Origin of the sequence: Neobacillus vireti, assembly GCF_036962345.1 — a bacterium.
GTDB classification, from domain to species: Bacteria; Bacillota; Bacilli; order Bacillales; family Cytobacillaceae; genus Neobacillus; species Neobacillus vireti_A.
Window position 1 is genome coordinate 98,759 of sequence record NZ_JBALNB010000018.1, and the last position, 16,408, is coordinate 115,166.

Below are 16,408 nucleotides of genomic sequence, written 5' to 3' on the forward strand. Positions count from 1 at the left end.
AATTTATCTGCGTTAAATTCATTTTATTTGCGATAAAGCAAATATATCTGCGAAGCCCGAAAATAGAAAATGTCAGGCACAATTTTGGTGCCTGACCTTTTCTTTAAATTTCTAGGATGATCGGTAGAATCATCGGTTTTCTTTTTGTGTGTTTGAATAAATACTGTCCTACAGATTTTTTGATATGCTGCTTCATTACATTCCATTGGCGAATATTATCTGCTTCTAGCTCAAGAATCGTTTTCTTAACTAGTCGATTGATTTCTCTAATCAGGTCTTCCGATTCTTTTACATAAACGAAACCACGAGTTATTGTGTCCGGTCCTTGGATAATCTTTCGATCTGATTTACTGATGGTTAAGACAATAACGAGCATACCATCTTCAGACAGCTGTCTACGGTCACGTAAAACAACCTCCCCGACATCGCCAACACTAATGCCGTCTACATACGTATCCCCAGCAGGAATATTTCGAGTCTGACGCGCCACTGAATTTTCAATATCTACGACATCGCCATTTTTAATAATGAATGTATTTCCTTTTTCTACTCCAACGGATTCAGCTAACTGCTTGTGATGATGGAGCATTCTATATTCACCATGAATTGGGATGAAATAGGCTGGCTTCATAAGGGTAAGCATGAGTTTTAAGTCTTCCTGATAGCCATGTCCGGAAACATGCATACCGGTAGAACTGCCTGAGCCATAAATCACCTTAGCCCCAAGCTGAAATAAGTTGTCGATAATCTTAGAAACACCTTTTTCATTTCCTGGGATGGGTGACGCCGCTAGAATAACTGTGTCCCCAGGATAAATGGTCGCATCACGATAATTTCCTGTTGCTAAGCGAGCAAGAGCTGCATTTGGTTCTCCCTGACTGCCGGTACAAAGAATCGCAACCTTATCAGGAGGGAATTGTTCAATCTCATTTGCACTGATGAGCATCCCTTCCGGCATTTGTAAGTATCCACGTTCAAGTGCAACATCCACGACGTTAACCATACTTCGTCCTAATAGGGCAAGCTTGCGGTTTGTTTTTATCGCTGCTTCCACCACCTGCTGAACACGGTTTACATTTGATGCGAAGGTGGAGAGGATGATTTTTCCATCGGCTTTTATAAAAGCCTCTAATAAATGGTCTCCGACCATTTGCTCAGATGGAGATAGTCCCTTGCGTTCTGCATTGGTACTTTCTGATATCAAGGCGATTACACCTTTTTGACCAATTTCAGCCATTTTATGAATATCACTATATTGGTTATTTGAAGGTGTTAAATCAAACTTGAAATCTCCGGTATGAACAACATTTCCTTCTGGTGTATGGAAGACGATACCTAGGCAGTCGGGTATACTATGACTCACCTTAAAGAAAGAAACACCAATTTTTCCGAATTCAACTGTTGATTCAGAGTTAATGGTAACTAACTCAGTTTCCCGTAGAAGGCGATGCTCTTCTAACTTTAATTCAATTAACCCCAATGTAAAACGCGTCGCATAGATTGGTACATGATTAAATCTTTTTAAAAAGAAAGGAATTCCGCCAATATGGTCTTCATGTCCATGTGTCACCAGCATGGCACGAATTTTATCCTGATTTTCCTCTAAATATGTCATATCCGGAATAATCAGGTCAATCCCCATCAAACTCTCGTCAGGAAATTTACCACCGCAATCGATGATGATGATATCATCATCATATTCAATCGCATACATATTTTTACCGATTTCATTTATGCCTCCTAAGGCAAAAAACGACAATGATGTTTCACTCATTATTAATATACCTCCCGATTTTAAATTACATAGGTTTTAGTATCCCCTGAGAAGAGAGGAGTATGAAGAAGAGGGACAGTTACTTTAAAAATTAAATGAAAAGATTATTTATTTTAAAAAAAATGTATTGATTTTTCTAAAAATAACAATTAATATATTTTTATATTAAACCAATAGATTTAATCGGAATTAAAAACAATGATTCCGAAAGACATAGAAAAGGGCGCTATAGACAAGTGCCCTTTATGTAACCAGTGAATATATCTATAACTAACTTATATCCATTTTTCAGTATACAAGTGGATTATTTTTGGGAAGGAATGTTGACTGAATTACTCAACATTCAATGAGGAGGGATGGAATGAAGGTATCGAGCAAGGGCGAATATGCTTTGCGAGCATTACTACAGCTGGGGAACCATCAAGGAAATGTACTCGGTATTCAAGAAATTTCTGAAAAAACCCTGGTCAGCATTCATTATTTGGAGCAAATCTTACTTCAATTAAAAAAGCTCGGTTATGTTACGAGCAAACGAGGCGCAAAGGGTGGTTATATGCTGCAAATGGAACCTCAAGAAATCAACATTGGAGAAGTCATTCGGGATTTGGAAGGTCCTTTGTCGCCAATGAGCTGCGCGTCCATTACAAAATATGAACCATGTCCTTTAGAGGGGGGATGTCAATTAAAGCCGTTGTGGTCGTTGGTTCGAGATACAATCGCTTTTGTTTTAGAACGAACAACATTGGAGGATTTACTTTTAAACCGAATTACTAAGCTAGAAGGAGAGGATTTCATTGTCGTCAAAAGCCCGTCTGGATCAACAGGTGATGGAAAAAATAGCTAGTTTATTAGAAGGCTTGGAATTTGGCACCGTTCAAATCACCGTTCATGATTCACAAATTACCCAAATTGACCGCTTAGAAAAGCACCGATTGCCGTTAAAAAGCAAACAGATTTCTCCAGTATCAAATCAATCTAAAAGCAGGTAATAAACATTATGAATAACTGCCGATCGGACACCCGAAGGCCCTTTAGTAACTTGTACATCGAGGTATGTACACGTGTAAACTAATGGGGCTTTTTTTATTGGAAAAAGCCTACAACAAAATAGAGGAGTCAATAAAATGATGAAAAAAATCTGGATTACACTAATCACTCTAACTTTACTACTATGGGCTGCAGGGTGCTCGAACCAAAGTACATCAAATGAGAAAGATACTGAAGCAGCTACTGTAAAAAAAGAAGTTGAACTATTAAACGTCTCATACGACCCAACCAGAGAATTTTATGAGGAATTCAACAAAAGCTTTGCTTCCTATTGGGAAAAAGAAAAAGGTCAAAAAGTAATAATCAATCAATCGCATGGTGGTTCAGGCAAGCAGTCCCGTTCTGTTATTGACGGTCTTGAGGCTGATATTGTTACCCTTGCACTTGCTTATGATATTGATGTAATCGCAGAAGCAGGAAAGCTTCCAGAGAATTGGGAGGAAAGACTAGATAAAAACAGTTCTCCTTACACATCTACTATTGTGTTTCTGGTAAGAAAAGGCAACCCAAAAGGTATTAAAGACTGGAACGATCTCGTGAAAAAGGACGTATCAGTGATTACCCCAAATCCAAAAACGTCCGGTGGGGCAAGATGGAATTACCTCGCTGCCTGGGGATATGCTCTAGAGCAAAACAATGGAGACGAAGCAAAGGCAAAAGAATTTGTTACCCAACTATTTAAAAATGTTCCTGTTTTAGATTCAGGAGCACGCGGGTCTACCACCACGTTTGTTGAAAGAGGTATTGGGGATGTATTGATTGCTTGGGAAAATGAAGCCTTCTTAGCCTTAAATGAGCTAGGCAAAGATGAATTTGAAATTGTCGTTCCATCCGTAAGTATCTTAGCTGAGCCACCTGTCACAGTGGTAGATGAAACAGCTAAAAAACATGGAACTGAAGAGGTTGCCAAAGCTTATTTAGACTATCTGTATACAGAGGAAGGTCAAGAAATTGCTGCTAAAAACTATTACCGCCCGCGTTCTGAGGAGATAGCCAAAAAGTATGCTGATCAGTTCCCTGAGATTAACTTATTTACAATTGACGAAGTTTTTGGCGGCTGGAAAAATGCCCAAAAAATCCATTTTGATGATGGCGGGGTCTTTGACGAAATCTACAAACCGTAAAATTAAAGGAGAGTTCTAAGTGATTAATAAGAGAAAACGACATCGAGTATTACCGGGATTTGGTCTATCAATGGGGTACACACTTGTTTATTTAAGCCTAATCATCTTGATTCCGATAGCAGTTCTGTTTTTAAAAGCCTCAACGATTAGTTTTGCAGAATTTTGGGAGACGGTTACGGATGATCGGGTCGTTGCCTCCTATAAATTGACGATTTATACATCGTTTATAGCGGCTATTGTTAATGCGATATTCGGGACGCTGATTGCCTGGGTTTTAGTCCGCTACGATTTTTATGGGAGAAGAATGATTGACGCGTTGGTAGATCTCCCGTTTGCGTTGCCAACTGCGGTAGCAGGAATCGCCCTTACCACCATCTATGCTCCAAATGGATGGATTGGGCAATACTTTGATTCTATTGGAATAAAGGTAGCTTATACACCGCTTGGTATCATGGTGGCTTTAACATTTATCGGCCTTCCCTTTGTCGTCCGTTCCGTTCAGCCGGTATTGCAGGATTTAGACCAGCAATATGAGGAGGCTGCGTCTACTCTTGGAGCTAATTCGGTACAAATTTTTATCAAAATTATTTTCCCAGCCATTTTTCCAGCGATTCTAACAGGCTTTGCCCTTGCCTTTGCAAGGGCATTAGGCGAATATGGTTCCGTCGTTTTCATATCGGGTAATATGCCAATGAAAACGGAAATTGTTCCATTGCTAATCATCACAAAATTAGAGCAGTTCAATTATGCCGGGGCTGCCGCCATTGCCGTCGTCATGCTTCTATTTTCATTCATTCTTTTATTCTTAATTAATTTTTGGCAATGGAAAACAACGAAAAAGTATCAAATGAACTAGAGGAGATAGGGAATATGATTGTTCAAGAGCTTCAGGTGAAAGATGTAAAAGCCAATAATCATGGGTTCATCGGAAAATGGATGTTAATTGCTATTGCACTTGGCTTCCTAGGGATTTTTATTTTAGTGCCATTAATCGTAGTATTCACGGAGGGACTAAATAAAGGTATTCAGCTTTACTTTGCAGCTTTGACCGAACGTGACGCATTATCGGCGATTAAATTAACGTTACTTACAGCAGCCATTACGATACCTGTTAATACGATATTCGGGGTGTTGGCAGCTTGGGCCATAACGAAGTTTGAATTTAAAGGTAAGAATATTTTACTCACGTTAATTGACATACCGTTTGCGGTATCACCGGTAATAGCCGGCCTTGTTTTTGTTTTACTGTTTGGTTCACAAGGAGTATTGGGACCGTTTTTAGAGGCCAATAATATCAAGATTATCTTTGCGGTACCAGGAATTATTTTAGCAACTATTTTTGTTACTTTTCCATTTGTGGTCAGAGAACTGCTCCCTATCATGGAGGAACAAGGAACGGAAGAAGAACAAGCAGCGATTACACTCGGTGCTAGCGGCTGGCAAATGTTTTTTCGGGTGACGTTGCCCAATATTAAGTGGGGTTTACTGTATGGGGTCATTCTGTGTAACGCTCGAGCCATGGGGGAATTTGGAGCAGTATCCGTTGTTTCCGGCCATATTAGAGGGTTAACCAATACAATTCCTCTTCATGTTGAAATCTTGTATAACGAATACAATTTCAGTGCTGCTTTTGCTGCAGCTTCCTTACTTGCACTACTAGCCATCCTAACATTGATATTAAAAAGCCTTGTGGAATGGAAAACAAAAAAACACTAATAGTGATAATGTGTGTTACTAAAATGGAGGATTGCAGAATGGGCATTACAATCAAGGGAGTATCAAAGGCTTTTGGAACGTTTCCAGCCGTTAAAAATGTTAATCTAGAAATTCCAACAGGAGATTTTGTGGCCTTATTAGGACCATCAGGTTCAGGAAAAACTACACTTCTAAGACTCATTGCAGGTTTAGAGGGGTTAGATTCTGGTGGAATCTTCTTCAATGACAAGGATTACACCTATAAAACAATTAAAGAACGGAATGTAGGGTTTGTTTTTCAAAACTATGCGTTATTTAAGCATATGACTATATTTGATAATATTGCTTTTGGATTAAAGGTGAGACCGAGAAAAACTCGTCCCTCTAAAAATGAAATTGCAGAAAAGGTAAATGAATTGTTGAAGCTCGTTCAATTAGAACAGCTTGCCAATCGCTATCCTTCACAGCTTTCAGGGGGACAAAGGCAGCGGATTGCATTGGCAAGGGCTCTTGCTGTAGAACCAGAAGTCCTGCTTCTTGACGAACCATTTGGAGCACTCGATGCGAAAGTTCGTCAGGAACTGCGTCACTGGTTAAGGGAAATCCATCAACGGCTAAACATAACGACTATTTTTGTCACCCACGACCAAGAAGAGGCTTTAGAAATGGCTGATACCGTAGTTGTAATGAATCAGGGTAAAATTGAACAAATTGGCTCTCCAGAGGAAGTGTATCAAAAACCAGCAAACGCTTTTGTTTATAGTTTTTTAGGAAGAGTCAACGAGTTTCGGGATGCTGAAGCTTCGGAGGCAATCAGTTATGTTCGGCCACACGAAATTGTTCTGAGGAAATTTTTCCAAGGAAACAGCATATTGTCCGAAGTTTCACATATTCATATTATCGGTTCTACCGTAAGAATCGAATTAAGGCGGCAGGATACGGGGGCTCTTTTCGAAGCGGAGATGAGTATCGATCAGTATCAAAATATGAGTCCTGTAAAAAGGGGCGATATTCTTTTTGCTGAATTTAAAAATATCATCGTCTTTGATCATCATTTGGAAAATAAACATGCCCATACAGGAAAAATGGGTATTAGAAACTCTTTAAAAAGCAAATTAATATAGAAGGAAAAAGTGCTAGGGAATCCCGGCACTTATTTTTATTGAGGAATCGTATAGATTGAAATATACATGTATTAAGAATACATTAGAAGTTAAGAAGCTTTTTCAACATGTATTCCAAAAAATGAATGGAAGGGAAGATAAGATGAAATATAACTTTGATGAAATTGTAAATCGGAGAGGTACTTATTCTATAAAGTGGGATGGAGGCCAAATCATAAAAGATATAGGTCTTACCGAAAGATATGATGAAGATACCATACCGCTATTTACAGCTGACATGGATTTACCAGTTCCCCAACCATTAATCGAGGCATTACATAAGACCGTTGATCACCGAATTTTCGGTTATTCTGTATTTCCTGATGAGTATTTTAAAGCGGTACAGCACTGGTTTAAAAAGAGACATGATTGGGAGTTCAAGAAGGAAGATATCATCTATAGTCCAGGAACGGTTCATGCCTTGAATGTGGCTGTAAGGGCATTTACAAAACCTGGAGATGGAATCATCATTCAACGGCCAGTTTATCCTCCTTTTACATCGTCAATTGAGGCAAATGGACGAACAGTCGTAAATAATGCGCTCAAAAGTAATGAAGAAGGCTATTATTCGATTGACTTTGAGGATTTTGAACAAAAGGCAAAAGATGAAAGCACGAAAATGTTTATTTTATGTAACCCTCATAATCCAACAGGAAGAATATTTAATACGGATGAGCTAAGGAAATTGGCAGATATCTGTGTAAAAAATGATGTGTTGATCATCGCTGATGAGATTCATGGTGATATCGTAAGACGTAATCAAACCTTTATTCCAATTGCGAAGGCAGCTGAAGAGCATGCTAAACACATAGTGACGTTTACTGCGATAAACAAAACCTTTAATTTAGCAGGTCTTCATTGTACAAACGTGATCATTCCAAATCCAGAGTTGAGACAAACATTTAATGGTGTGATGGGCATGCATTTGCCATCGCCTTTTACCGTTTCAGCGCTAATTTCTGTCTACCATGATGGTGAAGAATGGTTGGAGCAGCTGAAAGAGTATATTGATGGAACAATGGAATGGGCAGTGGAGTTTCTAGCGGAAAAAATGCCAAAAGTAAAGGTGAGAATACCTGAGGGAACCTATATAATGTGGATGGATCTCAGCGGCTATGGCATATCCCCTGACGAAGTACACGATCGAATTTATAACAAAGCAAATGTCCTTTTGGAGGACGGAAAAATGTTTGGAGAAGAAGGTTTACAATATCAAAGAATCTGTATCCCATCGCCAAGACCGATGATTAAAGAAGCCTTCGCAAGAATTGCTAGGGAATTTGAAGACCTGAAATAGGTAATTGAGGATTTAGTAGTGGATGGCGGGAAATACGAGCGGATAGCCGGAAATACTGACTTATATCAGATTGCTAGCAATGTGGTAGCGTGCATTATACAAACTGATATCCCTCGAAAAGCACTATGTTTCATAGGAGTGATGATATGGAGAACAGTATGCTTCAAACCTGCACGGACTTGATAAAGAATGCGAAGAATATTGTCGTCCTAACGGGTGCAGGAATTAGTACAGAATCAGGCATCAAGGATTTTCGTTCTCAAACGGGTATCTATAAGATGGCGCCTGAATATATCCTTTCACTGGATTACTTTTATAATCAACCTAAGGCATTTTATCAATTTGCTGTTGAGAATCTATACCACCCAGAAGCACAACCAAATAAAGGACATGAGATTCTAGCCAAGTGGGAGGAAGATGGAAAGGTAAGCCACATCATTACCCAAAATATCGATGGTCTTCATCAAAAAGCTGGCTCAATAAATGTGATTGAGTTTCACGGCACAATGAAGACAGCTTCTTGTCGAAATTGCAATAAAGTATATAAAACCGAAGAAATGATCAGCAGGTTAAAATCGATAGATGATTTTTATATCTGTAACGCTTGCAGTACTCATAATGAAAAAGATCGATATATTAAACCTGATGTCGTTTTATTTGGTGATACAGGTGAATGGTTTACGATGGATGGATTCAATGAAATTATTAACATCATTCATCAAGCAGACTGCCTATTGGTATTAGGAACAAGTTTGAAAGTTACACCATTCTCCACATTCCCACAATACGGGCGCGAAGGGACCCCGCTGGTCATTATCAATAAGGGAGATTCACCCTATGATGGGACCGAAAATACCTATGTCATTCATGACTCAATTGGAGAAACAATCTCTAAAATTAATATTGGTCTAAATCCATCACTCTTGTAAGTGATGGATTTCTTTGCTTTCGAACATATGGGGCTGCTGTTTATTTTTAAATTTTCTAAATTAATTGACAATTAGCGCAAAGGAAAATAAAATTAAGGGGTAGATTTTTTTATCATAAAACAGAAACACTGTTTGTTATCACGCAACAAATCGAGGTGAAGTGATTGATTACAGACGAAAGTCTAACTGAATTGATGACGTATTTAAAAGACATACAGATCAGTGATGAAGATCAGCATCATCCACTTGGGAATTCTGGCAGAGTAACAATTTTCCCAAAAACAGAACAAGAAATTTCAGCTGTTTTAGAGTATGCCAACATCCATAACCACTCCGTTTTCATTATGGGAGGAGGGACAAAAAGAGGGTATGGCGGACTTCTAGAAAAAGCAGACATTCTATTATCACTTGCTCAATATACTGGAATCGTTGAGCATAATCCTGGTGATATGACATTGACGGTAAAAGCCGGTACCTCCTTTCAAGAAATTCAAAACTATTTAGAACCGTACAAGCAAAAAGTTCCACTAGATCCTTTCATTCCAGAGCATGCGACGATTGGTGGGATTGTTTCAGCTAATGATAGCGGTCCAAAAAGGCTGGGATATGGGGCAGCCAGAGACAATGTTATTGGCCTCAGGATGGTTTATCCTGATGGAACCCTGATTCGTTCAGGTGGAAAAGTGGTAAAAAATGTTGCTGGATATGATATGAATAAATTGTTTATAGGAGCAATGGGAACGCTCGGTGTTGCAACACAAGTGACCCTAAAGCTGCGGCCAATTGCTAAATGTGAATCTATTTGTTTTGTATCTTTTTCAGAAAGTAATGTTGAAGAGATTCGAGCATTTGCTGTAAAGGTGCTTGATTCTATGCTTGAACCTATCAGCTTCGAGCTGTTAAACCCATCCCTTGCTTTGAAATTGACAAACAAAAATCAATATACTTTGCTTATTGCGTTTGAAGATGTAAAAAGCTCATTAGACTATCAAGAAAATATCCTCAAAAGTATTGTCCCTGATAAAACCACACTAAGGTCCCTAACAAAAAATGAAGCAAAATCCTTCTGGGATAAATTTTATAACTTACAACCCAATGGGATTACAAACGTAACCACACAAGAGGCAGTTCTAAAAATCGGCGTTGTCAACTTGGATATCATCAAAATATTGCAAGAAGCAGAGCATATCGGTGATATCTGTCATGTATCCATTGAAGCACATGGAGGCCTAGGAACGGGCATATGTTACATGACCATTCGCGGAGCAAATGATGATTTATTAACTGCTATTCAACAAATAAGAAAAAATGTGACTACACATGGTGGATTTGCTGTAGTAAAGCACCTTCCATTCTCCCTCCGTAAAAAAATAAATGTATGGGGAGAAAAAACTGCATCTCATTTTCTTTTTGAAGGAATTAAACAAAAAATTGATACCAACACAATCCTTAATAAGAGTCGTTATGTTGGGGGGATTTAACATGCGTGTGAAGGAAAGTCAAGTACCGCAAGATCCTCTATGCACATCCACTTTAGGTAATTATCTATGGCGTGATCCGCCGCAGGAAAAAAAGTGGGCAGATTGTGTTCATTGCGGAATGTGTTTGGAATCTTGTCCTACATATGAACAAACGGGGGAGGAACAGCATTCACCACGAGGGCGTGTATATCTCATAAAAGCAGTCGCAGAAGGAAAGTTAAATGTTGATGAACAATTTGCAAATCCAGTTTTTTCCTGTCTTGACTGCCGTGCCTGTACCACTGCATGCCCAGTTGATGTTGATGTTGGCGGGCTAATTGAGGAAGCACGAGGACAAATTCGTCAGGCACTCCCGCTCAAAGGCTGGAAGAGAACTGTTAACAAGTTCTTTCTTCATGGTGTGTTCCCACATCATAATCGCTTACGTACTTTGGGCGGTTTGTTACGGTTATACCAACGGAGTGGATTGCAAAAGGCTGTCCGTAAAACAAAGCTAATCAATATCATGCCACAGCATTTAATTGAAATGGAATCCATCATGCCCGAAGTCAAAGGGGCTGTTCGCAAAAATAATGGTTCAATTATTAAAGCTCAAGGTGAAACCAAGCATGAAGTGGCGATGCTGACAGGCTGCGTTATGGATGTTTTTTTTAGCGATATCAATGAATCTACGATCAATGTTCTCACTCGGAATGGAAATGACGTGAGCATTCCGACAAATCAAACCTGCTGCGGGGCATTGCATGTTCATGCTGGTGATCGAGACATGGGCAGAAAGCTTGCAAAGCAGAATATCGAAGCTTTTGAAAATGCAGATACGGTTATCGTGAATGCTGCTGGGTGCGGGTGCATGATGAAGGAATATGCAGAATTATTCCGTGATGAACCAGAATGGAAGAAACGAGCGGAGGAATTCGAAGAGAAGGTAGTAGATATATCTAAATATTTGCACGACACCGGCTATGAAAAACCAAAGTCAGCCATTAATACTCGAATCACCTATCATGATGCCTGTCATTTGGCACATGGTCAGGGTGTGAGACAGGAACCTCGTGACATACTTCTTGATATTCCGGGAGTAGAAATGATACACATGCCAAATGCAGACCGCTGCTGCGGGAGTGCGGGAATCTATAATATTACCCATCCTGAAATGGCCGATGACGTTCTCAAAAGTAAAATGGAAAATGTTCCAGATGATGTTGAAATGATTTCAATGGGGAACCCCGGCTGCATGCTGCAAATGGCATTAGGTGTGAAAAAATATGGAAGAAGCCAGAAGATTGTCCACACCATTCAGCTTCTTGACTGGGCCTACCAAAAAGAAAAAGGGGATGATAATCATGTCCGTCATAAAGATTGATACCACTGACAAGCATATTATCAATCTCGCAGCAATCGCAGGCGGTCCACGTTCCATCTTATATAAAAAAGCAGACCTACTCGCATATGATTGCGATGGGTTTACAATTCATAAGCATTTACCTAAGGCTGTTGTTTTCCCGAAAAATACCGAGGAAGTTTCCAAACTAGTAAAATACTGCTCTGTTCACAATCTCCCATTTCTGGCTCGTGGTGCTGGAACTGGCTTGAGCGGCGGGGCCATACCTGTTAATGGGGAAGTCATCATAAGTATGGTGCGCATGAAAAAGCTTATCAGTGTTGACCTTGAAAATCGGAGAGCGGTGGTAGAACCAGGCTTCGTCAATCTTAAACTAACAAACTCCATTTCGGATAGAGGATATTACTATGCTCCTGATCCTTCAAGTCAATATTGCTGCACAATTGGAGGGAATGTAGCAGAAAACGCAGGCGGGGCCCATTGTTTGAAATATGGAGTCACCACGAACCATATACTCGGTCTAGAAGTAGTCCTTCCAAATGGAGAGATTATTGAAATAGGCAGGAATGGTGTTTTGGATGAACCTGGATATGATTTACTTGGAATCTTAACTGGTTCTGAAGGAACGCTGGGAATTGTCACGAAAATAACTGTACGTATTTTAAAAAATCCAGAAGGAAAACAGACGGTTCTTGCGTATTTTGATAGGGTTGAAGATGGAAGCAAGGCTGTTTCTGATATTATCTCAGCAGGAATTGTTCCGGCAGCACTAGAAATGATGGATAAAACAGCAATTGAGGCTGTGGAAGCTGCTGCTTTCCCAGTCGGACACCCAAAGGATATAGAAGCTGTTTTACTCATTGAAGTAGACGGCATTGCCGCTGGCATACAGGAACAAATCAACGAGATTTTGGAAGTTTGTAGAAAAAATAAGGTTCGTGAAGTCCGTGCAGCCAAGGATGAAGCTGAGAGAGGAAGGTGGTGGGCCAATCGTAAAACAGGATTTGGAGCGATGGGTGCCATTTCACCTGATTATTTAGTACAGGATGGGGTTATTCCGAGGAGCAAACTTCCACAGGTACTGAAGCAAATTACCCAAATTAGTGAAAAATCTGGTTTGCGGATTGCGAATATTTTTCATGCCGGAGATGGAAATCTGCATCCACTTGTTTTATTTGATGCCCGAAAACCGGGAGAAATCGAAAAAGCATTAGAAGCTGGAAGCTTATGTTTGAAGGCATGCGCAGAGGTTGGCGGTACAATCACTGGTGAACATGGGGTTGGTATAGAAAAGCGTGAAGAAATGCGGTTTGTTTTTAATGAAAGAGAAATACTTGCCCAAACCAACATTCGGGAGGTCTTTAATCCTGATAATCTATTAAATGCTGGTAAACTCTTTCCAACACCTGGGCGCTGCATGGAAATAAAAAATGAAAACAAAGCATAAAAAACAAATATATTAGGAGGATGTTTAATGAGAAATTATGTAAATGTAGGAAATTTACAGGTTGCAGGTGAATTATATGAATTTATTAATTCTGAAGCATTGCCAGGAAGCCAAGTGGACCAGGATACGTTTTGGTCAGGGTTTGAAAGAATCATCAGGGACTTGACCCCCCGAAATAAGGAATTACTAGCTAAAAGGGATGAACTACAAACAAAAATTAATCAATGGCACCGGGAAAATAAAGATTTCAATTTTACAAAATATAAAGCCTTTTTAGAAGAAATCGGCTATTTACAGCCTGAACCGGAGGATTTTAGAATTTCTACTGAAGGAGCAGATGATGAAATTGCCCTAAAAGCAGGTCCCCAACTAGTTGTACCAGTTGATAATGCCCGTTATGCCATTAATGCTGCAAATGCCCGGTGGGGAAGCTTGTACGATGCTTTATACGGAACAGATGTTATTAGTGATGAAGGCAGCGCACAAAACCAAGGTGGATACAATCCAGTTCGCGGCGAGAAAGTCATTGCATTTGCTAGGAATTTTCTTGATGGAGCGGTACCTTTACGGGTTGGAACACATAAAGAGGCAAAAAGATATACCATTGAGCAAGGCAGTTTAGTGATTACCTTACAGAATGGACACAGCACTACATTAAAAAATGAAGAAAAATTTGTTGGGTTTCAAGGTCAGCCTAGTCAGCCCTCAAGTGTCCTGTTGAAAAATAATGATAACTATTTTGAAATCCAAATTGACCGAAGTCATCCAATCGGAAAAACAGATGCTGCAGGTATAAAAGATATTCTCCTAGAATCGGCTCTTACTTCGATTATGGATTGCGAGGATTCTGTTGCCGCAGTTGACGCACAGGATAAAGTTCTCGTATATAGAAATTGGTTAGGCTTAAATAAAGGCAGCCTGCAAGCAACCTTTACAAAAGGAAATAAAACATTAACACGGACACTTAATCCTGACCGCAGTTACATTTCACCTAAAGGAAGTAATTTCACCTTACCTGGACGTGCTTTAATGCTTGTTCGAAATGTCGGTCATTTGATGTCCAATAACGCCATTCTTGATGGAAAAGGGAATGAAGTACAAGAGGGGATTATCGACGCTGTCGTTACCTCTCTGTGTGCAAAACATTCCTTAATCGGAAACACCTCATTCAAAAATTCAGCAAACGGCTCAATCTATATTGTAAAGCCAAAAATGCATGGTCCGGAAGAGACAGCATTTGCAAATGAGTTGTTTAATAGGACAGAGGATTTACTTGGGTTAGCTAGAAACACCCTGAAAATTGGGGTAATGGATGAGGAACGTCGAACATCATTAAATTTAAAAGCCTGTATCAAGGAAGTACAAGATCGTGTTGTATTTATTAACACAGGATTCCTGGACCGGACGGGTGATGAAATGCACACGTCGATGGAGGCAGGTGCCATGATTCGAAAAAATGAGATGAAATCAACGCTTTGGCTGCAAAGCTATGAAAATTCTAATGTAAACAATGGTCTTTTAACAGGTTTCCAAGGACGTGCCCAAATCGGCAAAGGAATGTGGGCAATGCCTGATTTAATGAAGAGCATGCTTGAGCAAAAAGTAGGACATTTATTGGCCGGAGGAAATACAGCATGGGTTCCATCGCCAACAGCAGCAACCCTTCATGCTCTGCACTACCATCAAATAAATGTAAAGGAAGTACAAAATAACCTTCTAAGCAGGATTTCTGATTTACGTGATGATATTTTACAAATTCCTGTTTCTGACCAACCAAATTGGAGTCCAGAAGAGATACAAGCCGAGCTTGATAATAATGCTCAAGGAATACTTGGCTATGTCGTAAGGTGGGTAGAACAGGGTATCGGCTGCTCAAAGGTACCCGATATAAATAATATTGCGCTCATGGAAGACCGAGCCACCCTTCGTATTTCCAGCCAGCACGTCGCGAATTGGCTGCTTCATGGTATTTGCACGAAAGAACAAGTGCTAAAAACGCTGGAAAGAATGGCAAAGGTGGTAGATGACCAAAATGCTGGGGATCCTGCATACAGACCAATGGCTGCTAACTTTGACGAGTCGGTGGCATACCAGGCAGCGTGTGATCTAGTATTTAAGGGCTACGACCAGCCAAGTGGATATACAGAGCCAATCTTGCATAGCCGGCGTCTCGAGGCTAAAGCCAAATATTCAGTTCGAGCCTAATCTAGATGTATTCAGTGCATTTATTTAGTAAATGCCCTAACAAAGATGTGGCAAGGCATTTTATTCAAAATGCCTTATTAAAGAGGTGGGAAAGTTTGCAAAGAGATAATGTGGTAAAGTCCGTGAGCAGGGCGCTGGATATGATCGCGCTTGTTGGTATGAAAAAGGGAGGTCTCGGTGTAACAGAGATTGCGAATCAGATTGATATCAATAAAAGCTCGGTTTTTAGAACACTGTCCACACTTGTTCAATATGGCTATATCGAACAGGATCCTGATACCGGGAAATACAAGCTAGGATATAAGTTTTTGGATATTAGCTCAAAGCTCTTAGAATCCATTGATCTAAGAACTGAAGCGAAGCCATTTCTCCAAGAACTCGAAAATATGACCAATGAAGTGATTCATCTTGTGGTCTATGACCAGGGAGAAGTCGTGTATATTGAGAAATTAGAGGGAAATGAAACCTTAAGAACTCATTCAAAGGTTGGGAAAAGAGCTCCTATGCATTGTACGTCCGTCGGGAAAGCGATACTTTCTCATTTACCTAAAAGTGATGTTTTAGGCATCCTTGACCGAAGAGGTATGCCCTATCATACCGACCATACCATTATTTCAAGGGAAGAATTCCTGCGGGAACTTAAACAAATAAAAAAAAGAGGTTATGCATTAGACTTAGAAGAGAATGAGTATGGTATTACCTGTATTGCTGCGCCTGTTTTTGACCATTTAGGAAATGTGGCGGCGGCTGTCAGTATATCTGGTCCAACGACAAGAATGACAACAGAGAGGTTAAACCAACTCGGACCGATAATGATTCAAACTGGCCAGAAAATATCTGCGAGACTTGGGTATCCAGTTTCTGTTCAAATTGAAAAATAAGGAAATTGGGAATCAGCAAAAAA

Annotated in this window: 14 protein-coding genes; 13 read left to right on the plus strand and 1 reads right to left on the minus strand. The window is 39.9% G+C overall.

Annotated features, from left to right (window positions below; genetic code table 11):
• Nucleotides 1-103 precede the first annotated feature (103 nt).
• Nucleotides 104-1,774: a ribonuclease J gene (locus V7108_RS21275; RefSeq protein ID WP_335513105.1), complete on the minus strand. Its 1,671-nt coding sequence runs from the start codon at nt 1,772-1,774 to the stop codon at nt 104-106.
• Nucleotides 1,775-2,135: 361 nt separating this feature from the next.
• On the opposite strand from V7108_RS21275, the gene V7108_RS21280 reads away from it, so the two are divergent.
• The 13 genes from V7108_RS21280 to V7108_RS21340 all read left to right on the plus strand — a co-directional run bounded on the left by V7108_RS21280 (nt 2,136) and on the right by V7108_RS21340 (nt 16,385).
• A complete protein-coding gene (locus V7108_RS21280) occupies nt 2,136-2,618 on the plus strand; it encodes an RrF2 family transcriptional regulator (protein ID WP_335513103.1) in 483 nt (160 codons plus the stop codon).
• Nucleotides 2,569-2,763, plus strand: coding sequence for a YezD family protein (locus V7108_RS21285; RefSeq protein ID WP_335513101.1), 195 nt, complete (start codon nt 2,569-2,571; stop codon nt 2,761-2,763). The genes V7108_RS21280 and V7108_RS21285 overlap by 50 nt, the downstream gene beginning before the upstream one ends.
• A 135-nt stretch (nt 2,764-2,898) precedes the next feature.
• Nucleotides 2,899-3,945, plus strand: a complete 1,047-nt coding sequence (locus V7108_RS21290; RefSeq protein WP_335569340.1) for a sulfate ABC transporter substrate-binding protein — start codon at nt 2,899-2,901, stop codon at nt 3,943-3,945.
• A gap of 22 nt (nt 3,946-3,967) precedes the next feature.
• Nucleotides 3,968-4,801, plus strand: a complete 834-nt coding sequence (gene cysT / locus V7108_RS21295) for a sulfate ABC transporter permease subunit CysT (RefSeq protein ID WP_335569414.1) — start codon at nt 3,968-3,970, stop codon at nt 4,799-4,801.
• Nucleotides 4,802-4,815: 14 nt separating this feature from the next.
• A complete protein-coding gene (cysW, locus tag V7108_RS21300) occupies nt 4,816-5,661 on the plus strand; it encodes a sulfate ABC transporter permease subunit CysW (RefSeq protein WP_335569341.1) in 846 nt (281 codons plus the stop codon).
• Between the two features lie 38 nt (nt 5,662-5,699).
• Nucleotides 5,700-6,764, plus strand: a complete 1,065-nt coding sequence (locus V7108_RS21305) for a sulfate/molybdate ABC transporter ATP-binding protein (RefSeq protein ID WP_335569342.1) — start codon at nt 5,700-5,702, stop codon at nt 6,762-6,764.
• A gap of 142 nt (nt 6,765-6,906) precedes the next feature.
• Nucleotides 6,907-8,100, plus strand: a complete 1,194-nt coding sequence (locus V7108_RS21310) for a MalY/PatB family protein (protein ID WP_335569343.1) — start codon at nt 6,907-6,909, stop codon at nt 8,098-8,100.
• Nucleotides 8,101-8,246: 146 nt separating this feature from the next.
• Nucleotides 8,247-9,029: an NAD-dependent protein deacylase gene (locus V7108_RS21315; RefSeq protein ID WP_335513689.1), complete on the plus strand. Its 783-nt coding sequence runs from the start codon at nt 8,247-8,249 to the stop codon at nt 9,027-9,029.
• A gap of 164 nt (nt 9,030-9,193) precedes the next feature.
• Nucleotides 9,194-10,510: an FAD-binding oxidoreductase gene (locus tag V7108_RS21320; RefSeq protein WP_335513687.1), complete on the plus strand. Its 1,317-nt coding sequence runs from the start codon at nt 9,194-9,196 to the stop codon at nt 10,508-10,510.
• A gap of 1 nt (nt 10,511) precedes the next feature.
• The gene (locus V7108_RS21325; RefSeq protein ID WP_335513685.1) at nt 10,512-11,873 is read left to right on the plus strand and encodes a (Fe-S)-binding protein; all 1,362 of its coding nucleotides are present in this window, start codon (nt 10,512-10,514) and stop codon (nt 11,871-11,873) included.
• Nucleotides 11,854-13,299 carry an FAD-linked oxidase C-terminal domain-containing protein gene (locus V7108_RS21330; protein WP_335513683.1) on the plus strand — a complete coding sequence of 482 codons (1,446 nt, stop codon included), beginning with the start codon at nt 11,854-11,856 and terminating at the stop codon, nt 13,297-13,299. The genes V7108_RS21325 and V7108_RS21330 overlap by 20 nt, the downstream gene beginning before the upstream one ends.
• Nucleotides 13,300-13,326: 27 nt before the next feature.
• Entirely contained in the window at nt 13,327-15,504 is a 2,178-nt protein-coding gene (locus V7108_RS21335; RefSeq protein ID WP_335569344.1) for a malate synthase G, read from the plus strand.
• 95 nt (nt 15,505-15,599) lie between these two features.
• Nucleotides 15,600-16,385, plus strand: a complete 786-nt coding sequence (locus tag V7108_RS21340) for an IclR family transcriptional regulator (RefSeq protein WP_335520242.1) — start codon at nt 15,600-15,602, stop codon at nt 16,383-16,385.
• Nucleotides 16,386-16,408 lie beyond the last annotated feature (23 nt).